The organism is Algoriphagus resistens (assembly GCF_001442615.1).
In the GTDB taxonomy this organism is placed as follows: domain Bacteria; phylum Bacteroidota; class Bacteroidia; order Cytophagales; family Cyclobacteriaceae; genus Algoriphagus; species Algoriphagus resistens.
In genome coordinates this window covers 37,077-61,384 of the sequence record NZ_LMXN01000001.1, presented here as the reverse complement: position 1 = coordinate 61,384, position 24,308 = coordinate 37,077, and the positions used below count along the sequence as shown (strand labels likewise).

At 41.7% G+C, this 24,308-nt stretch carries 15 protein-coding genes; 11 read left to right on the top strand and 4 right to left on the bottom strand.

The genetic code is table 11. From position 1 onward, the window contains the following. Positions 1-13: 13 nt before the first annotated feature. Positions 14-1,138 (bottom strand): Re/Si-specific NAD(P)(+) transhydrogenase subunit alpha, encoded by a 1,125-nt coding sequence (locus tag AS141_RS00210; protein WP_057935610.1) that lies wholly within the window; start codon positions 1,136-1,138, stop codon positions 14-16. A 408-nt stretch (positions 1,139-1,546) separates the two neighbouring features. On the opposite strand from AS141_RS00210, the gene AS141_RS00205 reads away from it, so the two are divergent. The 8 genes from AS141_RS00205 to AS141_RS00170 all read left to right on the top strand — a co-directional run bounded on the left by AS141_RS00205 (position 1,547) and on the right by AS141_RS00170 (position 14,111). Continuing rightward, a complete protein-coding gene (locus AS141_RS00205) occupies positions 1,547-3,007 on the top strand; it encodes a Gfo/Idh/MocA family protein (RefSeq protein WP_057935609.1) in 1,461 nt (486 codons plus the stop codon). A gap of 290 nt (positions 3,008-3,297) precedes the next feature. Continuing rightward, positions 3,298-3,531 carry a beta propeller repeat protein gene (locus AS141_RS00200; protein ID WP_057935608.1) on the top strand — a complete coding sequence of 78 codons (234 nt, stop codon included), beginning with the start codon at positions 3,298-3,300 and terminating at the stop codon, positions 3,529-3,531. 98 nt (positions 3,532-3,629) lie between these two features. Beyond that, the gene (locus AS141_RS00195) at positions 3,630-4,139 is read left to right on the top strand and encodes a heme-binding domain-containing protein (protein WP_057935607.1); all 510 of its coding nucleotides are present in this window, start codon (positions 3,630-3,632) and stop codon (positions 4,137-4,139) included. A 60-nt stretch (positions 4,140-4,199) separates the two neighbouring features. Further along, complete coding sequence (locus tag AS141_RS00190) at positions 4,200-5,201, top strand: Gfo/Idh/MocA family protein (protein WP_057935606.1); 1,002 nt, start codon at positions 4,200-4,202, stop codon at positions 5,199-5,201. Positions 5,202-5,450: 249 nt separating this feature from the next. Continuing rightward, on the top strand, positions 5,451-6,245 hold the full coding sequence (locus tag AS141_RS00185; RefSeq protein WP_057935605.1) for an SDR family NAD(P)-dependent oxidoreductase: 795 nt from the start codon (positions 5,451-5,453) through the stop codon (positions 6,243-6,245). A 60-nt stretch (positions 6,246-6,305) separates the two neighbouring features. After that, a complete protein-coding gene (locus AS141_RS00180; protein WP_232424779.1) occupies positions 6,306-8,513 on the top strand; it encodes an alpha-galactosidase in 2,208 nt (735 codons plus the stop codon). Between the two features lie 225 nt (positions 8,514-8,738). Continuing rightward, positions 8,739-11,546, top strand: coding sequence for a PQQ-dependent sugar dehydrogenase (locus tag AS141_RS00175; RefSeq protein WP_057935604.1), 2,808 nt, complete (start codon positions 8,739-8,741; stop codon positions 11,544-11,546). A 417-nt stretch (positions 11,547-11,963) separates the two neighbouring features. Next, a complete protein-coding gene (locus AS141_RS00170; RefSeq protein ID WP_057935603.1) occupies positions 11,964-14,111 on the top strand; it encodes a family 10 glycosylhydrolase in 2,148 nt (715 codons plus the stop codon). A 143-nt stretch (positions 14,112-14,254) separates the two neighbouring features. Here AS141_RS00170 and AS141_RS00165 read toward each other — a convergent pair whose 3' ends face one another. Beyond that, the gene (locus tag AS141_RS00165) at positions 14,255-15,208 is read right to left on the bottom strand and encodes a GIN domain-containing protein (protein ID WP_057935602.1); all 954 of its coding nucleotides are present in this window, start codon (positions 15,206-15,208) and stop codon (positions 14,255-14,257) included. Positions 15,209-15,724: 516 nt separating this feature from the next. On the opposite strand from AS141_RS00165, the gene AS141_RS00160 reads away from it, so the two are divergent. The 3 genes from AS141_RS00160 (at position 15,725) to AS141_RS00150 (ending at position 20,391) form a co-directional block, all read left to right on the top strand. Beyond that, positions 15,725-16,168, top strand: a complete 444-nt coding sequence (locus tag AS141_RS00160; RefSeq protein WP_057935601.1) for a hypothetical protein — start codon at positions 15,725-15,727, stop codon at positions 16,166-16,168. 894 nt (positions 16,169-17,062) lie between these two features. After that, positions 17,063-18,388, top strand: a complete 1,326-nt coding sequence (locus AS141_RS00155) for a Gfo/Idh/MocA family protein (RefSeq protein WP_057935600.1) — start codon at positions 17,063-17,065, stop codon at positions 18,386-18,388. Between the two features lie 557 nt (positions 18,389-18,945). Beyond that, complete coding sequence (locus AS141_RS00150; RefSeq protein ID WP_057935599.1) at positions 18,946-20,391, top strand: DUF6600 domain-containing protein; 1,446 nt, start codon at positions 18,946-18,948, stop codon at positions 20,389-20,391. A gap of 714 nt (positions 20,392-21,105) precedes the next feature. Here AS141_RS00150 and AS141_RS00145 read toward each other — a convergent pair. Next, a complete protein-coding gene (locus tag AS141_RS00145) occupies positions 21,106-22,398 on the bottom strand; it encodes a serine hydrolase domain-containing protein (protein ID WP_057935598.1) in 1,293 nt (430 codons plus the stop codon). A gap of 130 nt (positions 22,399-22,528) precedes the next feature. Continuing rightward, the gene (locus AS141_RS00140; protein ID WP_057935597.1) at positions 22,529-24,031 is read right to left on the bottom strand and encodes a S1C family serine protease; all 1,503 of its coding nucleotides are present in this window, start codon (positions 24,029-24,031) and stop codon (positions 22,529-22,531) included. Positions 24,032-24,308 lie beyond the last annotated feature (277 nt).

Here is a 24,308-nt window from a genome sequence, read left to right as displayed (position 1 = left end):
ATAAGGTTAATACTTATTTATTTAAAATTTTATTGGTGAATTCATGCACTACTTGACCTTCGTATGTGATCAAAACACCTTTGGTTATTTCTTCTTCCCGGTCAAGGTTGAATCCATCTTTTGTAGCTAAATGCAGCAACAGCGTGCTGATATTTGTGGCATAAAGCTGACTTGCATTGGTGGACATGAGTGATGGTAGATTTGACTCACCAATGATGGTCACTCCATGTTTGCGTACGGTTTGATCCTTTTCAGATAGTTCGCAGTTTCCGCCGGATTCCACTGCCATATCTACGATCACCGCGCCCTTCTTCATGCTCCTGACCATATCTTCTGTCACCAGGATCGGTGATTTTTTACCCATTACCAATGCTGTGGTGATCACCAGATCGGAATCTTTGATTTTCGTTTGGATAAGTTCTTTTTGCTTTTGCAAAAACTCAGCAGACACCTCTGCAGCGTATCCTCCTTCTACTTTCACATCACCGGCTCCTTCCACGGTCAAAAATCTCCCTCCTAATGATTCTACCTGCTCCTTGGTTTCGGGACGTACGTCACTGACTTCCACCACAGCTCCAAGTCTCTTGGCCGTAGCTATAGCCTGAAGTCCAGCCACTCCAGCACCGAAAATCAAGACCTTTGCAGGGGTAATCGTACCTGAAGCTGTCATCATCAAAGGAAAAATCTTCTCCAGATAATTTGCTCCCAAAATCACCGATTTATAACCGGCAAGATTTGCCTGTGAACTTAAGCAATCCATCTTTTGTGCCCGGGAAATCCGGGGTACAGCGTCCATTGAAAAGGACATTATAGATTTTTTATTCATTTCATCCAGTATTTCCGGATGATTATAAGCATACATAATAGAGATACAGGCGCTGCCGTTTTTCATTTGGACAACTTCCTCTTTGGTAAAAAGATTGACTTTCAATAAGATTTCTGCAGAAAAAACTTCTTGCGTATTTCCTACTGCAGCCCCTGCTGCCATGTAATCTTCATTCGAAAAATTGGATCCCATGCCAGCATCTTGTTCTACTGTCACAGAAAATTCTTTTTTGATTAATTGTTTGATGACATCAGGACTGAGGGCAACCCTATGTTCACCTTCCTTGGTCTCTTTTAAAACTCCTATTTTCATTTTAGGCTGATTGAATTGGTTCTTTCAAAGCTATTACGTTTCAATATATTCAAAGAAACAAGGAATTTATTGCAAAGGCTACCTGCATTATCCTGATTTCTTACTATTTCTTGATATTTTGTACTGTCTAATAGAAAATTCATAAAATTTAATATCAACCTAAAAATGGAATATCTTACAAAATGCTATCGATTGCACAAGAAATTAAACCCAGTTTTTTCAATATAACAACATTTATGTAATGTAACCGCTGAAACAGAACCCTAACTTGACCGAAAATGGAATTTCAGCCAATTATTGACCTTACCACTGATCATCCCATAGTAGTAATTAAAAACAAACAGGATTCATTCAAAAAAATATTTCTCTATTTTAGACTACTCAATTTGACTTTAAACTAATAGCCTCATGCACAACTCCAAGAAAAATTCCGCGGGACAAACCCGGAGGGATTTTATCAAAAATGCAGCAATTGCCTCGTCTTTTATGATTGTTCCCCGTCATGTTCTTGGCGGTGTAGGATTTATTGCTCCAAGTGATCAATTAAATTTAGCAGCTATCGGAGCTGGTGGCAAGGGTGCCAGCGATATCAGAAATGCGTCAGTGAATGGACGTGAGCGTGTGGCGGCATTATGTGATGTTGATTTTTCGGGATCTGCCAAAGCATCAGTAGAAAGATTCCCAGATGCTAAGAGATATGCGGATTTCCGCGAAATGCTAGACAAAGAAAAGGATATCGATGCTGTAACTATCTCCACGCCGGATCATGTACATGGACCAGCAGCCAAATATGCAATGGAGCGTGGCAAGCATGTCTATGTACAGAAACCAATGACTCACAACATCAAAGAGGCAAGAATGCTTACTGAGATGGCCAGAAGCCAAAAGGTGGTAACCCAAATGGGAAACCAAGGAGGCTCAAATGACCTCCTGAAAATGGTCCAGAAATGGGTAGATGATGACAAAATCGGAAAAATATCCAAAGTTGAAGTTTGGACAAACAGACCTGTATGGCCTCAGGGTGGTGCTTTTCCAAAACCTCAGCCAAGTGCAAAGCCCGATGCGTTAAACTGGGATTTATGGTTAGGCCCAGCACCAGAAATCCCTTACACACCGGAACTTCATCCGTTCAGCTGGAGAGGCTGGTGGAACTACGGCACAGGTGCTCTCGGTGATGTGGGATGTCACTTGATCGATATACCTTTTAGAACTTTAGGTTTACATTATCCTACGGATGCAGAATGCAGTGTGGGCTCGGTATACAGTGGAATGTGGACTCCTGATTACCATCCGGAAGGATGCCCCGCTTCTTCATTCATTTCATTGAATTTTGCAGAAACCACTAAAAGCAGGTCTCCTATCACTATGACATGGATGGATGGCGGAATCAAGCCGGCACACCCGGACATCATTCCCGCAGATAAAGAAATCGGTGGTGGGGCAAATGGCGTTTTGATCATCGGTGAAAAGGGTATAATTTCTACCAACATCAATGATAGTTCGCCATTGATGCCGAAGCTATATCTTAACGATGGCACGCAGGAATTCGGCCCTGAAACAGAAGAAAACATTGAGCCTGAATACGGACATCAAAGAAAATGGGTAGATGCGTGTAAAGCTGGATTTGGAAGTGAAGAGCACAAAGGACTGACTTCCTCTTTTGATTATGCCGGACCGATGACTGAAACTGTTCTGATGGGTAATCTAGCCATTCGCAGTTATATGCTACGTCGGGAAAACAGTAAAGGACAGCCAGAATTCTACGGCCGCAAGAAATTACTTTGGGACGGAGACAAGCTTCTGATCACAAATTTCGAAGAGGCCAACCAATTTGTAGGAAGAACGTATAGAGACGGATGGGAGATGTAACTCATCCCCTTATATAAATCATTCGAAACCCGTTCAAATTGATTTTGATCGGGTTTCGACATTATAATACAGAAGTATAAACCAGCCGATAGAAGGATCGTCCAACTCCAAAACCTCCCCTACTTACTAGTTGAAGTGGAGCTAGGACAATTATGGATGAAGACGAATATCAAAATCAAGAAAACTTAGAAGAAAGTAATATTAAATAGGGTTTTATCCATAAATACTTTGCATAGTTTTTTTTTAAACGACAAGCATCCTTAGATTGGCAAGAATTAAATAATTTATAAATGGCACAAATGATTAAAAAGGGAAAAGAACTAATTCGTATCTGCCCTACCAACACGCTCAAAATTGAATTTTCTATCGACGAGGGCGAAACTTGGAATCAGCGATATATGGGTAATCCAGCGAGCCCGGGAGAATTCACAGACTTGGCAGATGGCGGTAAAGAATTGCTGGGAGAAGGACCAAAAGGAAGTTTCTACTCCAAGAACAAAGGTAAATCCTGGCACAAAAAATAATACTTAACCCAGCGTTTCCAAATTAGTACCTTTGAATGGCTTGAATGACATTTTAACCAAGCCAAATTCTCTGATTTTAACCTGAAAATTCATAAGCTATGCTGAGAAAAACCGGACTAGTTATTTTGGTCGTTCTAGTTGCAATTCAGTTTATTCCTTATGAGAAAAATGAGGGTAAACCTGCCGGGCATCCCATCTCCGGAAGCTATGATCTTCCAGAGAATGTCAATAATCTTTTGATCAACGCCTGCTATAATTGTCACTCTAATACCTCTGAATATCCTTGGTATGCAAGTGTGGAGCCGATTGGCTATTGGCTAAATAGCCATATTCAGGATGGGAAAAGGGATTTAAATTTTGATGAATTTACTAATCGCCCTTTGGCATGGCAAAACCATAAAATGGAAGAAATCGCTGAGTTGGTGGAAAGCAAAGAGATGCCTTTAGAATCTTACACTTATTTGGGATTGCATCCTGAGGCAAATCTTTCAGACACGGACAGACAAGTAATTATTGACTGGGCAAATGCTCAGATGGCGCATCTCAAGGCCACTTACCCTGCTGATAGTTTGGTCATGAAGAGGAGAAGTCCACCTGCTGTACAATAAAAAAAACTTAAATGGGGGATAAAGTAATCTCGATTGAGACTTATCCCCTATTTTTAACTTATGAGCAAAATCCAAGAAACTGAAGTAAGATGGGGAATTCTGGGCGTGGGGAATGTATGCGAAGTCAAATCCGCACCCGCCATGAACCTCGCTCCCAACAGTAAAATCGTAGCGGTGATGCGCCGCTCGGAAGTTAAAGTGAAGGATTACGCACAGCGTCATGGCATAGAAAAATGGTATACTTCCGCAAATGAGCTGATCAATGATGTCGAGACGAATGCTATTTATATTGCCACTCCCCCAAATGCGCATCTGGAACTGGCAAAGCTTGCAGCCGCAGCTGGCAAGCCGGTATATGTAGAAAAGCCTATGGCTCGAACCCATGCAGAATGTCTTGAAATGATTGAAGTCTGTGAGAAAGCCGGTGTTCCACTTTATGTCGCATATTACCGCAGAGAACTTCCGCATTTTCTTAAGATCAAGGAATTAATAGACTCAGGCGCATTAGGTGAAATCCGAACGGTACACATCAACCTAAAGCAAAAACTTGATGCCTCTTTAATCACCAAAGTAGAAACCAATTGGCGGGTGGATCCAAAGTTAGCCGGAGGTGGGTATTTCTTTGACCTGGCATCTCATCAGTTAGACCTGATGGATTTTTTCTTTGGTAGAATCTCCCACGCACAAGGATTTGCTGCCAATCAGGCTGGAGCTTACGAAGCTGAAGATATCGTGGCTGGAAGTTTCGTCTTCGAAAGCGGGGTTCTGGGTACAGGGAATTGGTGCTTCAGCTCCTCTGCAAATGCTGAAATAGATGAAACAACGATCTTTGGAAGTAAAGGGACAATCCAATTTGAGACCTTTGGTAAAGGAGAATTCACCCTTATTACTGATGAAAAGGGAATTGAAAATTTCAATTTCACCCTTCCTAAGCATATTCAAGAGCCATTGATCAAAACCATAGTCGGCGATCTACTTGGGAGCGAAACTTGCAAAAGCACAGGAATCAGTGGAGCCAGAACCAACTGGGTAATGGATCAATTAGTGAAGCAGAAAGTCTGAGTTTTATAATCGCGAAGACCACAAATGAACCGCAAAGGCCGCAGTTTATTTTTAAATGATTTAAACGTGCGCCGATTTATGTCACAAACCGAAATGAGAAAGAAAACCGATCGTTCGTGAGGGCAGCAATGGTGGCAATCTGTGCTTATTTTCTTGCGCCCAACCGAATTATCTGATCTTTACTTTAGTTTATTCTAGCACGTGGCATTCAGCTGCATTTCATCAGAACATTTTTAATTTTCACACACAATGGATTTAAAATTAGAAGACAAAAAAGCATTCATCAGTGGTTCTACGGCTGGAATTGGATTTGCTATCGCAAAGAGATTCTTACTGGAAGGAGCAACAGTAATCATCAATGGCAGATCTCAAGAAAGTATAGATAAGGCCATCGAAGAACTGAAATCTGAAACTGGTAGCAATAAAATCACAGGAATTCCTGCTGATTTTTCTAATGTGGAAGAGGTAGACATATTGTTAAAAGAACTTCCAGCAGTGGATATTTTGATCAACAATGCAGGGATCTTCGAGCCGAAGGCATTTGTAGATATTCCCGACGAAGATTGGTTGAGATTCTTCGAAGTGAATGTACTTAGTGGAATCAGACTTGCCCGGCAGTATTTTCCCCAAATGCTTGCCAAAAACTGGGGACGGATTATCTTCATTTCAAGCGAATCAGGGATTTTCATTCCAGACGAAATGATCCATTACGGGATGACCAAAACTGCCCAACTTGCAGTAGCCAGAGGATTGGCCGAACTGACCAAAGGAAGTAACGTCACGGTAAATTCTATTTTGCCGGGTCCTACCAAATCCCGGGGGGTTGGTAAATTCATCGAAGACTTGTCAGTTTCCAGCGGTAAGTCCGTGAAAAAAGTCGAAGAGGAATTCTTTCAGGACATGAGGCCAACTTCACTCATTCAGCGCTTTGCAACTGTAGAAGAAGTCGCCGATACCGTAGTTTATTATTCCAGTCCATTGGCCTCCGCTACTAATGGCGCCGCTATCCGGGTCGAAGGCGGATTGGTAAAATCTATTATCTAGCTGGGTTTTGTATGCTCCAAAAAAACGTTGTTTATTGGGTATACGAAATTATCTGAAACTATGCTGAAGAATATAATTGATAGAAAATGGTTTGGAATTCGTTTCTTGGGTCTCAAAGCAAAGTTTTCAATTTATTCTTCAGCTTTTCTTTTTTTGATGCTCAGCTTTTCCTCTTTTGCCAGGCAAAGCACTGATGATTGGTTACTTTTTGCAAAACCTTACCCTGCGGAAATAATCCAGGACTCAGAAAGTGAATTGGTGATAACCAACGGTCTGGTTCAGCGGAGTTTTTATTTGGCTCCCAATCCAGTCTGCTATGACTTCAAAAATCTAATGAACGGGGAGCAATTGCTTCGATCCGTATTACCTGAAGCGGTAGTCAACATAGACGGGAAAGAATATAAGGTAGGTGGGGAAATTAACCTCTCAGAAAAAGGATATTTTTTGAAGGAATGGCTGAGGGATGTGGAGAATGGAGAAAACAACTTTAAGTTTCAGCGCTATACTGTTTCAGAAATCACCCCACATTTTCCAAGCAAAACTGCCTTTTGGACAGGCCAGCCGTTGCCGGCCAAAGGCATTAAATTGTCATTTTCATATTCACATCCTGAATTAAATGGATTAGCACTTCATGTTCATTATGAACTTTTTGACAACATACCTTTGATTGCGAAGTTTTTGACGATTGAAAACGATGGTAAACAGACATACAAAATCGATCAGGTGAAGCATGAATTACTCGCTTTAGTAGAGGAGGAATCGGCTGTGGTAGGTGCCACAGAAAAAATGAAAAAACAGCATCAACTTTATATAGAAAGCAATTTCGCTTTCAACAATGCCATGCATGCCGAACTGAGTAACCAAGCTTCGCATTGGAAGATGGATTCTACTTATACCTCACAAGTGAATTACAATTTGGAAACTCCGGCTATTTTGGAAGTTTATCCTGATAAAGGAATTGGAATTACTTTGGCACCCAATCAAAAATTTGAGTCAATTAGAAGTTATGAACTGGTTCTTGACAGCTATGACCGGGAAAGGAATGGTCTGGCGAGGAAGAAAATGTATAGGACTATTGCTCCATGGGTTCTTCAAAATCCAATTTTCATGCACTTGGTAAGCAAAAATGATGAGGAGGTGAAAACGGCCATAGAGCAATGTGTTGCCACTGGATATGAAGCATTGATTTTGAGTTTTGGAAGCCATATCGATATGGAAGATGATTCTGAAAACAATATCGCACGCTGGAAATCCCTGGCTGTTTATGCGCATACCAGAGGAATCAAAATCGGAGGTTATTCGCTTTTCAGCTCCCGGAGCATAGATCCAGCCAATGATGTCATCAGCCCAATCACAGGAAAACCGGGAGGAGCTTTCTTTGGAAACGCACCGTGTCTTGCCAGTGAATGGGGGTTGGATTATCTCAAAAAACTTAAGCGTTTTTATTCTGAAACCGGCTTCGATATTTTCGAAAATGACGGTCCATATCCGGGAGATGTCTGTGCTTCGACTTCCCACCCAGGCCATCAAGGCTTGACGGATTCCCAGTGGATCCAGATGAATTTGCAGAAAGACCTTTACCATTGGATGAATGGCCAGGGAATTTATATCAATGCCCCCGATTGGTATTTTTTAGATGGCAGTAACAAAATCGCATTGGGATATAGAGAGGTTAATTTTTCACTTTCACGCGAGCAACAAAAAATCCTAAATCGCCAAAATATTTACGATGGTACCTGGGAAAAAACCCCTTCAATGGGCTGGGGATTTGTACCCCTTACCGCTTATCATGGGGGTGGTGCCGATGCAGTACTGGAACCATTATCTGAGCATCTCAAGGACTACAAGCAACTGATGATGCAGTATTACGGAGCCGGAGTACAGGCATGCTACCGCGGTCCGAGACTTTATGACACTAAAGAAACCAAGGAAGTGGTCGTTGGAGTGATTGACTGGTACAAGAAACACCGTGAGATTCTGAACGCCGACATAGTCCGGCTGAGAAGAGCGGATGGAAAAGACTGGGACGGCTGGATGCATGTAGATCCAAACGGAAAAGAAAAGGGATTGACAATGCTATTTAACCCAACTGCTGAGCCTATTCAAAAATCTATTAATGTACCGCTTTATTTTACAGGCTTAACTGATAGTGCTACACTGGTTTTTGAAAACGGAGAAGAGCAGACCTTGGCTTTAAACCGGGATTTCAGCGTAGGTGTTCCCGTGGAAATCCCTGCCGGTGGCTATACCTGGTTTGTTATAAAGTAAAATTCTTCCTTTTGGAAATCTGCTTAATAGTCTAAAAATAATTGGGTTAAGTTATTATTTTTTCATTTTGACACAATATATTTAGTGTCTCCGCTACCTATTACTTAAAAGATGCTGGTAGCTAGTTGACAACTTGCACGTGCGGAGATATTACCTGAATCATACCCGTGTTGGAAGTTCATCTTTTCAGCATAAACCTTTTCAATTTGCCCAAAATAATACTTTATGATACAACTTTACCGATCCTATTCTATGCTTGGTCTCGCACTGTTACTTGGATTTTTCTCCTGTAGCAAACCAGACCTGAAAGTATCCACAGAAAAACCTGAAGATAACCGCTTCACCAAAGTAGTTCTGACCGAGGGCATGGACGAACCCATGGAAATGACTTTTCTGCCTAACAAAAAAATCCTTTTTGTGGAAAGAAAGGGCGGGGTAAAAATCCTGGATGAAAATACCGGAGAAGTTACGCTGGTTGCCACCATCCCAGTTAACACGAAATACACCAATAAAGAAGGGGTGGTGCGGGAAGCAGAAGAAGGATTGATGGGTGTAATTGTGCATCCTGATTTTGAAAAAAACCATTGGATCTACTTTTATTACGCAGATCCTGTAGATACCCAGCATGTGCTTACCCGATGGGAACTGGATGGAAATAAGTTAATTGAATCTTCCAGGAAAGTTATTTTGGCTGTACCCACACAGCGCGAAGAATGCTGCCATACAGGCGGGGGAATGGTATTCGATCAGGAAGGGAACTTGTACCTAACCGTGGGCAATAACACGGTGAATCCCACTTCAGGGTCTTCTAATCTCGACGAGCGACCAGGCCACGAGAACTCGGATGATCAGCGAGCCCCAGGAAACACAAATGATCTACGGGGAAAAATCCTAAGAATCCTTCCTGCGGATGATGGAACTTACACGATTCCAAAAGGCAACCTTTTCCCGGTAGGAACTGAAAAAACTAAGCCGGAGATCTATACCATGGGCCACAGAAATCCATGGAGACCGACGTTGGATAGCAAGACTGGGTATCTGTACTGGGGAGAGGTTGGCCCTGATGCTTCCAAGGATTCGATATGGGGCCCTAGAGGATACGATGAATTCAACCAGGCAAAAGGCCCGGGATTTTTCGGCTGGCCGTATTTCATAGGAAATAATATTCCCTACAATGCACACAACTTAGAGACAGACACTTATGGAGTGCCATTTGATGTCAACAATCCGGTCAATGAATCGGTAAATAACACCGGACTGCGCGAACTCCCGACACCGGTTGTTCCCGCTATGATCTGGTATCCGTATGGAGTTTCGGAAGAATTCCCGATGCTCGGAAGCTCAGGAAGAAGTGCTACTGGAGGCCCTGTATTCAGAAAAGCGGATTTCAAATCTGATGCTCCCTATGTTTTTCCGGCGTACTATGAAGGAAAATGGATGATTGTAGACTTTATGCGCGGATGGATCATGGCGATCACCATGGATGAAAATGGAGACTATCAGTCTATGGAGAGATTCTTACCAAATGAGACATTCAGCTCGGCAATTGACATGGATTTTGGTCCGGATGGAGCGCTTTATATTCTGGAATATGGAAGTGCGTGGTTCAGAGGAAATGCAAATTCCCGCTTGATAAAAATCGAATACAATGCTGGAAACCGTAAACCAAGTGTGGTGGCAACTTCAGATAAAATGGCAGGCTCGGTGCCCTTTACGGCTAATTTCTCTGCCGCAGGCACCAGCGATTACGATGACTATGATCAAAGCAAGCTGGATTACACCTGGAAATTGGAAGGTGCAGGTGGTAAAACAACAGAACTGAAAGGTGAAAAAGCTTCCTATACTTTTGAGGAAGCCGGTAAACACCGTGTTACACTTACCGTGACAGACACCAAAGGTGAATCCAATACCTCCTCCTTTGAGGTAATTGCCGGCAATGCCGCTCCGCAAGTCAGTATTGATTTCAGCGGGGCCAATCAGTCATTTTACTTTGGTGAAAATGCGATGTCCTATAGCATCAATGTCACTGACAATGAAGACGGAAGTACTGCAGATGGAAGGATCCAGGCAAATGAGGTGGCTGTTACATTTGATTATGTGCCTTCAGGATTTGACCCGGTAGAGATTGCTTCCAAGCAAAGCGGTGTGGAATCTGAGGCCATTGAAAATATCGGCAGAAACTTGATCGAGGCAAGCGATTGTAAATCCTGCCACCAATATGCTGAATCTTCCATCGGTCCAAGTTATGAAGCTGTGGCGACGAAATATGATAATACTCCAGCCAACGTAGGGATGCTAGTAGACAAAATCATCAACGGTGGAGCCGGAGTATGGGGCGAGCATGCCATGAGTGCCCACCCGAGTCTTTCAAAAGCTGACGCAAAACGTATGGTGGACTACATCATGAATATGAATGCAGTGAAAGCAACCGCACAATCACTACCACTTTCCGGAAATGTAACAACTGAGATTCCTGCCGATGAAGATGGCATGGGAAGCTTCCTGCTTCACGCATCTTACACGGATAAAGGAATGGGAGATGTACCTGCCTTGTCCGGAAGTGATTTTGTGGCTTTGAAAAATCCATACCTGGATCCACAAACCTCCGAATTCCGCAAAGGAGTAAATCTACTGACTACCCCAAGCGTGAATTTCTTTATGGTAGGTGATCAATCTTACCTGGGATTTAAAAGTCTAGATCTGACAGGCATCAAGGAAATCCTGGTGTACGCCAGCATCAGTGCACGAGTAGATGCGAAAGGCGGCTCTATAGAAATCCGAATTGACTCTCCTACAGGAGAACTAGTCGGGCAGACAGAACCATTGATAGCAAAACAAGTCGTTGGTTTCAGACCACCGCCAACTATGAACTTTATCGATTGGAGAAGGCAAAATTCCAGTCTTGGAAAAGTATCCGTTTCTGGAGTAGATGGTCATCATGATGTATATATTATTTTCAAAAACCCGCAAGTAAAGGGTGACGAAATCCTCATGAGTGTCAATGAGGTGCAATTCTCAAATACACTACAGTAAAAGTTTGCTTATCATCCAAAGCCCTGTTTCATCACAGAACGGGGCTTTTTTTTAACCGCCGAGGATCGCTGATTTGCAGAAAACGCAGTTACCCTGCTTCTCCAAAAGCTGACATGCCTTCGGAATCGCCCACAACACCAACCATGATGTAGAAAAGCGTCCGTTTCCACCACTCCAAATGAATATGGGAAGGTAGAGTTTGATTTGTTACGGAAGGGGTGTACTGAGAGATTCTAATTTCCACGAGCGGTCGAACCTTCCACCAACCATAGGTACAACCTAGGAAATAATGTAAACGAGAATTGGAATGAGACTATCACACCCCTTTTCTAAAAAAAACAAAAGACCCGACCGAAACGGCAGATTTAATCCTCAGCATGGTATATTGTTTCATCAACCTTAAAACTAACCTATTGAATGAAACCGATTTCTTTTTTCCTGATGCGACCAGCCTACAAAGACTTGATTTATGGATTGATTTTTTTACTGATTCCTTTTGGCGCCTTAGCCCAATCCTCTTCCTGGCCTGATAGTATCCCTTGGTGGAAAGCAAATAACCTGCGGGTGATCCAGACCAATCTGCCTGCTTATGAAGCAGAAACCCTAGTGGTTGATTCCCTGATTGCCGATCTTAAAAGCCTCTCTGCAAATACGCTTATTATCAATGCGGGGGGAATTATGGCGTTCTACCCTACCCAACTGGAATATCAGTACACCAACCCTTACATGAAGGATAACATGCTGGGTAATGTCATCTCCAAATGTCATGAGAATGGAATTAAGGTAATCGTGAGATTCGATTTTAGCAGGGCGCATAAAAGTATTTTTGCTAAGCAACCTGATTGGTTTTACCTGTCTCCTGAGGGGAAACGGATTGTGAATGACGATATGTATGTGATCTCTATCAATGCACCCTATGAACAAGAGCAATTATTCAACATCGTCGAAGAAGTAATTGAATTGTATCCTATCGACGGAATTTTTATCAATATGCCGGGATATGCAACCAAAAATGCATATACAGGAGAATATCATGGGATTGATCAGAATCCCTACGATATGAAACGCTTTTCTGAATACAGCGGTGGATTAAAGCTTCCTTTAAAAGAAGATTCCAACGATCCGATTTTTATAAAATATCAAGAATTTAAGCAGTACACCTCTGACGATCTGATACGACGAGTCCATGAACTAGTCAAATCAAAAAACGAGCAAATCGCCATCTGTACCTACTCTGAAAAATATGTGGATATTATCCGCCATGAATCTCAAACTAATTCCCTGCCATACTGGCCATACAATGCCTCGGACAATGTAAACAACACCATCCATTCTTATCCAGATCACGTTGTCAGCAATGCCAGTATCCAGCAGATTTCCTTCCAATCCAGATACAATGCCGTGGAGCCAGAGGAGGTAGCTATCCGGTTGTACGAAAATATCGCAAACGGCTCAGGATTGGATATGAGCATTATGGGAGATTTCCGTGATTATGAGGATGAACGAAATTTTGATACATATCAAGAGGTTTATGCAATACATAAGAAGTATGAGCCTTATTTTGGAAACTATTCTTCCCCAGCTCAGGTAGGAGTAATTGCTCCGGGATCCTGGCCCTCAGGTGATGCTGCCCAGGAATATCGTGGCATTCAACTGATGCTGAAAGAATCCCATATCCAATTTGATATTGTGGAGAAAAGCCAGATTGCGCATCTTGAAGATAAGCTCAAATTATATAAGCTACTGATCCTGCCCGAAATCACAAACTTAGATGCAGCATCCTTGGAAGCACTTATTCGGATCAGTGAATCAGGCACTAATCTGATAGCTACCAATCGGTCTTTGTCAGCACATCCTGAAGCATTAAAAAGTCTATTTGGAGCCAAAATCAAGCAACTTGATCATGAAGGCAGTGGCTATTACCTCAATCCTGAGGACAAAAGGCTCTTCACCAGATTAGAGCAGCAGGAGCTACTTTTCTGGAAATTCAATTTGGGATTATATGACTTTGAATCCGCAGATGAAGAAAAATTACCTATTTATACCCCGGGAAGACCTGGCCCCCCAGAGAAAATTGGTGGCCACAGACCCTCAGGTTATCATGCAGTTGGTATAAAAAGACAAGCCAAAAGCAGTGCCATTCTTCTTCCGATCAATCTAGGCAAACTGTATTATTTACATGGTTATGAGCAGCATAAGAATATTCTGTTAGACCTGATTGACTATACCTTTCCTGAGGTGAATGACTTGATCGTCACAGACGCGCATCCACGTGTCGAAGCTGTATTACAAGAGTATGCCAGAAATATTCCAGAAAATTATTACAGCGAATCCATGGAAGGCATGATTCTGCATTTGGTTAATCTCACAGGATTCAGTGGCAATACCTATTTCAGTCCCCTGCCTATCTATCGGACAAACTTTAAGGTTAAAACCAGTTTTGAACCCAGCCGGATATGGAGTATGATTAATGGTAATGACATTACCTTTAGTCATGAGAATGGGTACACATCATTCGAGGTAGAGAAACTGGGAGAATATGAGGGGATTGTGATCGAGCGTTGATGAGAGAAACAAACTGCTGGAAAGCTTGACTAGACATTGAGGTATTAGGTTTAACTGTAATTATACCTTTCTATAGATATTACAATTGAATAGTATGGTTACCTTTCGAGATTTTACTTCCTATTCAAGTTAAAATCCCTCACCTATTCCAAGGCTATTATTTGTGCGCTTCCTTCCATAACAAATCCACTATTATCAAGTCCAGTAACGTTTATATAATACAGTTTGGAAGCCCCTTCTCCTTTTCCTGTAATACTTTCTGTAGCCCAGATTCTGGCTTCTGAGTTTCCTTCAAGTTTGATATTTACATTTCGGGATGCTGCGTCAATGGCATCAATAATGGTTTCTCCTTCGGTTTTTAAATCACACAATTCCATTTCAAAATAAGAAGAAACATCATTGCCATAAACAATCCATAGTTCACCTTCAAGTCTTACACTATCCCCACGGACATAAATAGAATTGTTTACCAAAAGGGTTTGGTCATTGATCAAAACTCCTGTGGACTCCTCAAAAGAAGGATCTTCTCCCATGCCCTCAGTGTAGGTGGATAAAGTAACCTCTGATTCACCTTCGGTTTTACAGGTCAGGTAATCAACCCTGAAATCGTATAGCCCCAATTTGCTTCTCGCTTCAGTGACCACATTCAATGATTCTTGATCAAACACTCCACGAAATTCAGCAATTTGATCACTTTCAAGTCTGATTTCATTTAGCTCATCTGAATAAAGTTCTACAGTAATACTATCGGAAAGCATAATATTATTTTCTGCAATAATGAAAAGCACGCCTCCCTCACTTTTCACTTGAAGTGATCTTCTTTGCAAAGGATCGGATTTGATTTTTACTTTAAATTCTCCGGTGCTAGTAGATGATGTGGTTCTAACTGATGCTGTATCTGATTTTAGAGATACAGATTGCTGGGAAGGTATTTCCAGACGATGGAATACCACCTTGAGCTGTCCATCCACACTGACACTTTCATAACTGTCTACGGTAAATTCCATGGGCAATTCCGGTCCATTTTCATCATCGTGGTTGCAGGCAGCTATTACAAGAGAAGCAAAAAAGACTGCTAGGTTCAAAATCTTCTTCATGTAGATTATCGGTCAGTTTTGTTTAACATAAATTTACAAAAATGATGCCTGTGGTAATATTGTAGAATTACTTCCTGTTCGTACCCACTTAACTGCACGAATGTACTTTGAACTGATGCTGGAAGTTCAAATTTGGCGATTCCCATTTTTAAAAATGGGCAAGAACCTATCCCGACAAATGTCGAGAAGGGAATTTTTCACCCTAGAAGTAGACATATTCAGTAGGTGCATTCATGCAGATACACCTATTACTTCATTAGAAATTTAATACTCAATTCAATTCTGAAGGATGTAAAAGATATGACTGCCTGTATGGAAAGCCTTTTAGACTCGGAAATTAGTTGATTTTGAAAATCATCTAAACTCTAAGGCAGACCTGTTAAGATCTCGATAAGAATTGAGAAGATAGGTCATTTAAATTTAGATTTAACTCCCTATGACATTTTGGTCTAGTGCCTTTTCCTTTGGACTGGCATAGATTTTGGATTTTCCCAAATGTACAAACTCTCTTGTGTTATGGATTATAGAAAGTATTTTATTCTAGCCTTATTTATGGGAATGGCTATTAACGGATTTTCTCAGGGAAAGCGTCAAAAACACGGAGAACACCAAGAAGAGATGAGTAGAAAGGAACAGGAAAGGGCAAGAGAAATCCATAAAAAATCGGCAGAGTTTTACCGGGAGATGGATAAAAAGGAGGCTGAATACTATCGTGAAATGGGCAAAAAAGAAAATGAATATTATCGTGAGCAGGCTCAAAAGGAACGGGAATTCCATAAGAAATTAAGAAAGAACCACCTTAAACATTTAGAGAATTGTCATCATTGTGAGTTGGCATTTTTCCATCATGATAGCTATTATTATGAAGATGAGGCTTATTATTCTCATGAAACTAATGCTCCTATCCGTTTTGACATAGCAATGTTTTTTAAGAATGGATCCATAAGGATAAATAACTGATCCGCGTATTCTTATTTTCCCAGACACTATCCCGAGATTCTTTTCTGAATTACTTTAACCTGACACATTGCCAATATCGCTCATTGAATGAATTCGAGTGTAAAATTAGTTGATTATCAATAATTTAATACATTAGGTAATCACTGAAAAACAATTATAAACATATGAAATACCCATGACGGGAGCTCGACACACAGGGGAATGATTATTACTTGCCGAAAGTCTCTCGACTACCGTCCTAAATGAACTAAGAAAACTAACTTATAAACACATGAAATACCCATGACAAAGAGCTTGACACAAAAAGGGGATGATTAATAACTTTACTGAGTATTAGAAGGGCGATTTTACTGGAGGTTAAAATATCTCAATAAGCTACTAACTTTCAGAAACTCCATATTTGAAACTGTCCTCACAGCTAAGCACAAAAGACTATCGCCAATCATGACTTCGTTCAGGAGCTATCATGAACATAAAATTTTAAGTTTCTTAACTGTTATTTTCTTACAATTGGTTTCCCGATTTTTTTTTAGGGGAAGGGAATTTGTGTGCTATTTCAAAGTGTTAAAAATATTTACCCTTTCAAAATCATTAGGTTACGTAATTTCCCAACAGCTTAAATTAAACACATGAAATTGAGCATGAGGAAGAACCTCATACACTGGGATGATTATAACGCATGGTCATAAGAATACTTTAACTTCTTCAATATAATCTAGGAAGGGTTTCAGCAAAAGTCAAATTAACAATTGAACCAGTACTTGTTCTAATTCCTTGGGTTTAAGTCTAATTGGAAATGAAATGAACAAATTTTTTATCAGCCGATATTCCTATTCATCTCAATTTCCCTTATTTTGAATTCAAGATTCTTTTCCCAACCCAAAATCCGATCCCATGAATGACCGTCGCAACTTTATTAAATCCACAGGAATCATTGCCGGCGGATTTTGGCTGGCTCCTTCTCTACTCCAGGCCAAGAGAGGCGTCGCTGCAAGTGACCGGGTACGAGTTGCGCTCATAGGTTGCAATAGTATGGGATTTGGGATTCTCCGCCATCACATCGCGCTGCCGGAAGTGGAATGTGTAGCTATCTGTGATATAGACCAAAATGTGCTCGGGCGAAGAATCGCAGAAGTGGAGAAAGCAACAGGGATAAAACCGGATAGCTATAATGACTTTAGAATTTTATTGGAACGTAGCGACGTGGACGCAGTAATCATCGGTACCCCAGATCACTGGCATTGTCTGATCGCTGTGGCCGCCTGCCAGGCCGGAAAGGAGGTCTATGTAGAAAAGCCCATGGCAAATACCATTGGTGAGTGTGATCTGATGGTCAATGCAAAAAAACGGTACAATCGGATAATGCAAGTAGGTCAGCAGCAACGCTCAGGACAAGGGTTTATCGAAGCCCGGGATTTAGTAAAAAGCGGCTACATCGGGAAAATCAGAAAGGTAAATATATGGTCAAACTTCAATTACGGACTAGGCAACCTGATCCAGCCTGCAACAGCGATACCTGATGGTGTGGATTATGATTTCTGGCTGGGCCCAGCACCTTCTAGAAGTTTTAATCCAAATCGCTTTCACGGAAACTGGCGGCATTTTTGGGATTATGGAGGAGGCTTGATGTCTGATTGGGGTGTCCACCTTTTGGATATGGCGATCTGGGTGGAAGAAACTCCGGCAGTCCCTTCCAGTGTGCTGACCTACGCAGCCAATGTCAATAAAGAGAATCGGGATCGGGACACCTTTGACACAATGAATGTACTTTATCCTAAAAAGGACTTTCTTATTAATTACGACATGAATGGTGGGCTGCAAAGCGGGCCGTATGGCAAGCCTTATGGAATAGGGTATGTTGGTGAAAAAGGTACACTAGTAGTCAACCGTGATGGCTATGAAATCTATCCGGAATGGGATCCAGAAACAGAAACTCCCAAAATAGAAGCCAAAAAACTGGAAGGAATGACTGAAAGTCACAATCTACATGTGTCCAATTTTGTTGAGTGCATTAAAACCCGAAATCAACCCATTTGTCCGCCAGAGGCAGGACGACTCGCTGCTTTGCACGCCCATATCCCGAATATCGCCGCGAGAATTGGAGCTGAGGAATTGATTTGGGATGAAGCGAAAAGAGAATTTACCGGAAATTCAGCTGCCAATGAACTGATTTGGCCAAACTATAGAGCACCTTGGACTTTACCGAAAATAACTTCTTAACTATCCATGTATAACTCTTAAAAATTCTACAGTGAACTTAGCCTAAGTATTATAGCAGGTTGATAGCCTCACCTGGGGTGGAAGCGTTAGAATTTCAACTAAAGGATAAAAGTATTGCCACAAATTGAAAAATAGTTGAGTGAAGATACGACTACTGCACACCTCTTCGGAGGATAAATTTTCGGCAAAGCCGATTAGTTATAAAATTATTTAATTCCGTTTTACCTCATTTTTCTGGCAAAAGCTTAAATCTATCTTGAAAATAATCCTCTAGATCAAAAACAGTTGATATATTTTTTTATATAAGTATGGAATTTTTCAATTATTCTTAAGCAAATATTAAGATTTACCGAAACCATTGCTCTATTTTTTTACGTAAACCTCACCTACCAATCGCTCATTTTAAAGAAGACAAAAAAATTGGCGTGATTTTGGTTTTAGTATGCATGCATCCTTTTTCTGGATAATTGCATCTACTAAATAGGATAGCTTTAAAAACGACCAACAAAACTACAGAAGTACTTAAGCAATTTATTTAATCACTAAACCCACATAAAATGAAAACTCCGCAAGTACCACGATGGATGAGAAACCTGATGATGGGAGTCCTAGCGATTCTCTGGGTTAGCCCAAAAGACGCAAAAGCCGATGTTCCGGCCGGCGTCTCATTTCAGGTTTTCTATGACGAGCTGATGCCCTATGGCGACTGGGTCAAAGATGCTAGATATGGCTATGTATGGCTTCCCGCTGTGTATGAAGACTTTCACCCTTACGGCACCAACGGACACTGGGTGATGACGAGCTATGGCAATACCTGGGTATCAGACTATGATTGGGGATGGGCCACCTTCCACTATGGAAGATGGTACTATGATGAGAATTACCGAAGTTGGGCATGGATCCCTGATTACGACTGGGGACCAGCTTGGGTAGACTGGAGAACGGGCGGAGGATATTACGGCTGGGCACCAATGGGACCCGGTTTCAGCGTAAGCGTAAGAGTAAACATCCCGACTTTCTATTGGGTATTTGTGCCACAAAATAGATTCGTATACCACAATGTGTACTCCTATTGCGTACCAAGAGGAAGACGTGTCAACATCTACAACAACACGACAATTATCAACAATACGGTAGTGTACAATAACAATAGGTATTACGCAGGACCTCCTAGACGCGAAATCGAGCGGGTGACGAAAAGATCTTATCCTGAGTACAGAATAGAAAACAGTAGAGCTCCCGGTAGAACTGTTGCTTCAAGAAATGCGGTAAAAGCCTATAGACCTGATCTGCAAAGCGCAAGAGGAACGTCCACAGCGGCCAGACCTTCCAGGGTGTTATCTTCCGGAGATTCGAGAAAGCAGCCTGCTGCTACTCCTTCGAGGACGAATAGCAGATCGGAAGCTGTATCTGGAAGATCGACAACTAGCCCTTCAAGATCGTCTAGATCCACTGAGAGAGCAACTACGCCTAGTAGATCCGAAAATTCAGGCGTAAGATCAGCCACTCCTTCCAGGGGAGGAAGTAGCTTTGAGACGAAGCCTTATTCAGGAAATCAGACTAGAACCACTGCTCCGGCTAACTCAAGAAGAACTGAGTCACGAACTTCTGCGCCAACAAGCAGATCAGGATCAAACAGAGAGACTAAGGCTGCTCCGGCTCAAACAAGGACTCAGAATTCGGCTCCCGCACAGCGCTCGTCCCAGCCAAGAACTCAATCAGCGCCGACTCAGAGATCTGCCCAACCAAGAAAACAGGCTGCCCCGACACAGAAGTCGACTCAAAGCAGAACTCAGACTGCTCCTTCAAGATCTCAGTCTTCCAGTCCAGCAGTAAAAAGCGCTCCAGCCAGAAGTACCCAAAGAAAACAGGCAGCCCCTGCTCCGAGCAGATCTACTTCAGAGGTGAAGAGGTCTTCACCTTCAAGAACTGCCTCTCCTGCGAAAAGCTCTAGCAGTTCTTCCTCCAGAACCAGCAGTTCCAGAGGCAGGGGAAACAATTAATCTCTGATAAACTCAATTGAAAAGGATGGCCAGATGGCTATCCTTTTCTTGTGTGAAGCTATTCAAACGTCAGGAGCACTAAGGTTACGACTAGTTAAGAAGAATAATAAATTGCCGTCTTGGACATTTGGTTGGTTGCTTAATCAAAACCAGAATCATCGATCTTCCTCTAGAACGTTTGTAAAATCAACTTCCCGACTTAATCTCATCCAAGTAAAATTTCGAATAAGACTTTTTCACCTCTTTGCAGCCTGTTTTTAACACGAGCGACACCAGTCGCCTAACTTATTCTCCCACTGAGCGATACCGCAGGAGGCACGAAGATAGCGCAAAGGTCACAATACATCATAAGCCTTCTATTGATCTATTGAAAAAAGGGAAGTCGATTGACTTTTCTTTTTGTTTCATCATGCGTCGATCCCTTTCTAGCCATTCGTACGATTTCATGGGCAAGGAATCCCGTGCAACTTTATGAAGCCGAATTGCCCCATTGGGGCAAACTATGGGTAGCCACTGATTAGTATATTTTTTTTGTGCCTTTAGGTACAGTCCTGAAGTATTAAATGAGCCGTACCTAGAGGCGTGGCTGGTTTTAAATTTGCTATTTTTTACCCACAGCCATTCCCTAAAGAGACAAATATTCAGTCTCCGTTTGTGTTCTTATAAAAGGATCAAGAATTGGCTATGTTGCTCATATTTTCACAAACCGATACCTCACTCAATTGACGAAAAAACCATTTGTCTAAATTTCCAACCAGACTCATCTCCGGTACCACCCTGGGTTTGCTTCATCAGAATTCCAATAGTATTGGTGACTGGATCGGCAAAATATTGGGTATTGAAATAGCCTCCCCAGTCAAATGTCCCCAAGCTGCCAATTCCTCCCTGCGCAACACCGTTCTCATCCACCAGCCCAAAAGCCAGCCCATAGTCTTTTCCTCCATTCCCCAGTAAATCCCCTACCTGGTTACTCATGATGGCTTTGATGGTGGTTGGACTGAGCAATCTGCTTCCATTATAAACTCCGCCGTTCAAGTACATTTGAAGGAATTTTGCATAATCCTCTGCAGTGGAAGACAGTCCTGCTCCGCCGGAGAAAAAAGTCTTTGCTCCTTTTTTAGGATAATCCGGATCGTAAAAGGTCACCGGGAAAGCCTTCCATTGACCATCAACTTTCTGGTGTATGGTGACCAGTTTTTCACCCTGTGCGTCGCTTAGATAAAAACCCGTATTCTTCATTCCGATAGGATCAAAAATCCTGGTCTTAAGAAATTGATCAAAGGGAATTCCTGACACTACTTCTATAAAATACCCGAGCACATCAAGTCCTTCACTGTAGGTGAATTTGGAGCCTGGATCGTGATGCAAGGGTAACTTTGCCAACTTTTTAATATTATCCGAGATTTTGACAGGTTCGGTCGTGAACAAATCCACTATTCCAGCTTTTGCATAGATCAGCTTCATCCGCTCATCTCCATCGATCACACCATATCCTATTCCGGAAGTATGGGTTATCAAATCTCTAATGGTGATTTCTCTGGAAGCCGGTCTGGTAGAATAGGTAGTATCTCTATAGCTATACCCCGTTAATACTTGCGGATTTGCAAATTCGGGGATATACTTCGAAATAGGATCGTCCAATCTGAATCTCCCTTCCTCCCACAACATCATGACAGCAGTGGAAGTAATTGCTTTTGACTGGGATGCAATTCTAAAAATCTGATCCTTGGCCATTGCTTTCCCGGAAGCCACGTCTGCCCAACCCTTTGCTTCATGATAAACTACTTTTCCGTCTTTGACTATCAAAGCTACCAATCCGGGAACTTGGTCAGAACTGACAGTTTGGTCTAACATTTGATCGATACGCTCCAGACGATCAACAGAAACCCCTGATATTGGTTGTTTCCCTATAGGGGAAAGAACGGTTGATGGACTTTGGGCTAGAATATTCTCACTGAATACCAGTAGGTAAACCAAGCAGCTAAGTAAGCTGATGTACTTTTTCATGGGGTATGGGTTTGATTAAAAAGTAAAATAGAAAATCTCATTGATTTATTTACCCTACTCGATGAATTGCCAAAAAAAAACAGGCCGATGAATAAACCACCGGCCTGCCCTGCAATGATGCTATAGACTACTAGTCAACTTCGAAATAATACTCAGTTCCATCCTGGAACATTCCTAGTACAACAATAGAATCACCGTCGGTTTCTTCCAATACTTCCAACAGCCTTTCGACGCTAGTTATCTTTGCCCTGCCGCTTTCGGTAATAATGGAAGTAATTATAAATCCAGGCCTTGCTCCAGCTTCTCCCCATTTACCACCACTGACACCAGATATAATTGCTCCCCCACTAATTTCAAGGTGATTTTTTAACTTGTCATTAACTTCCTCAAATATTACTCCTTCAAACTCATATGTTTTAGGAATTTCCTTCTTTACTACTTCAGTATCACCGGCAAAATTTTTCAGCGTTGCTTCTGCTTTATACGTTTTGCCGTCTCTGATATATTCTATTTCCACTTTATCACCCGGTCGTTTTCTGGCAACCATTTCCTGAAGATTTGCAACATTATTCGTGACATGTCCATCTACACTTATGATAATATCCCCTTTTTTAAGACCAGCTTCTTCTCCCCCGCTATTTTCATTAACCCCACCTACATAGACTCCTTGCTCGACAGGAAAATTCTCTTCCAGATAATCCGCAAGTTCAGGACTGACATTTTGGATATTCACTCCCAGTAATCCTCTCTGTACAGTGCCATACTTCATAAGGTCATCCATTACCTTCTTTACCAAAGTGCTTGGTACTGCAAATGAATAACCGCTGAAAGTTCCTGTCTGAGAAGCTATAGCGGTATTTATCCCTATCAATTCTCCTGCTAAGTTTACCAATGCTCCCCCAGAATTGCCTGGATTGACTACTGCATCAGTCTGAAGGAAAGATTCAATAGATAAGTTGTTTTCAACATCTCTGAGGATACCGATATTTCTGGCTTTTGCTGAAATAATGCCGGCAGTTACAGTAGAATTTAAGTCAAATGGATTTCCGACTGCCAAAACCCATTCTCCTATTTTAGTCTTGTCCGAATCCCCAAATCTCACAAAGGGAAGACCTGTATCTTCTATTTTCAATAACGCCAGATCTGTGGTAGGATCTGTCCCAACTACTTTTGCTATGAATCTCTTGTTATTTTCTAAAGAAATTTCCACTTCAGTGGCTTTATCAACTACATGATTATTAGTGACTATATATCCATCTGGGGAAATGATAACTCCAGAACCAGAACTGATAGGCATAGCCCCTCCTGGATGCGGCCCTCCCCTGCCTTGAGGAGGTATTCCAAAGAACTCCTGAAGCGGATCGCGCTGCATTCTACCACTTTGGGTATATCCCATCTTGCTTTTTACATGGACCACTGCAGGGGTGACTGTTTCAGCAGACGCTACAAAATTAATCCCGTCAGGAATTGTAAAGTCCTCTCCTGAAAGTAAATTGACAAAACTTGCTTTTTGCTTTTCGTCAAAGCTGGCGGCATTTTGTGATTGAGAAAGAAAGCTAACGCCCGCTAAGGCAACTATGCCTCCTATTAAAGAGGCAAGAAGCATTCCCAGAAAGAATTGTTTTTTGCTCATATTTCTTAAGGTTTATTTTTAAGTATTTAACAGAGTGATGACAAAATAGATCCAAATATTACACCTGAAAAAGGCGCTAGTCAGCCAAATTAACATGAATTAACCGCTTTTTAGGAGTATTTAGATCAATAAATTAAAGTTAAAAGACATTTGTCAGCAAATTGTTCGAATAGCAAGTCAAGTACCAAGTGTTTTCCCATACTTTAAGATTTTCGGCAAGAACATGTATATATTCTTGTACGAAATCCGTCACCGGGCGGATGAACTATTTTAACTT

Bases quoted from the DNA above. Each gene is read 5' to 3' on its own strand.
- AS141_RS00190 (WP_057935606.1), top strand. From the start codon at position 4,200: ATGAGCAAAATCCAAGAAACTGAAGTAAGATGGGGAATTCTGGGCGTG.
- AS141_RS00170 (WP_057935603.1), top strand. From the start codon at position 11,964: ATGAAACCGATTTCTTTTTTCCTGATGCGACCAGCCTACAAAGACTTG.
- AS141_RS00185 (WP_057935605.1), top strand. From the start codon at position 5,451: ATGGATTTAAAATTAGAAGACAAAAAAGCATTCATCAGTGGTTCTACG.
- AS141_RS00140 (WP_057935597.1), bottom strand. From the start codon at position 24,031: ATGAGCAAAAAACAATTCTTTCTGGGAATGCTTCTTGCCTCTTTAATA.
- AS141_RS00195 (WP_057935607.1), top strand. From the start codon at position 3,630: ATGCTGAGAAAAACCGGACTAGTTATTTTGGTCGTTCTAGTTGCAATT.
- AS141_RS00180 (WP_232424779.1), top strand. From the start codon at position 6,306: ATGCTGAAGAATATAATTGATAGAAAATGGTTTGGAATTCGTTTCTTG.
- AS141_RS00205 (WP_057935609.1), top strand. From the start codon at position 1,547: ATGCACAACTCCAAGAAAAATTCCGCGGGACAAACCCGGAGGGATTTT.
- AS141_RS00160 (WP_057935601.1), top strand. From the start codon at position 15,725: ATGGATTATAGAAAGTATTTTATTCTAGCCTTATTTATGGGAATGGCT.
- AS141_RS00155 (WP_057935600.1), top strand. From the start codon at position 17,063: ATGAATGACCGTCGCAACTTTATTAAATCCACAGGAATCATTGCCGGC.
- AS141_RS00175 (WP_057935604.1), top strand. From the start codon at position 8,739: ATGATACAACTTTACCGATCCTATTCTATGCTTGGTCTCGCACTGTTA.
- AS141_RS00165 (WP_057935602.1), bottom strand. From the start codon at position 15,208: ATGAAGAAGATTTTGAACCTAGCAGTCTTTTTTGCTTCTCTTGTAATA.
- AS141_RS00210 (WP_057935610.1), bottom strand. From the start codon at position 1,138: ATGAAAATAGGAGTTTTAAAAGAGACCAAGGAAGGTGAACATAGGGTT.
- AS141_RS00145 (WP_057935598.1), bottom strand. From the start codon at position 22,398: ATGAAAAAGTACATCAGCTTACTTAGCTGCTTGGTTTACCTACTGGTA.
- AS141_RS00150 (WP_057935599.1), top strand. From the start codon at position 18,946: ATGAAAACTCCGCAAGTACCACGATGGATGAGAAACCTGATGATGGGA.
- AS141_RS00200 (WP_057935608.1), top strand. From the start codon at position 3,298: ATGGCACAAATGATTAAAAAGGGAAAAGAACTAATTCGTATCTGCCCT.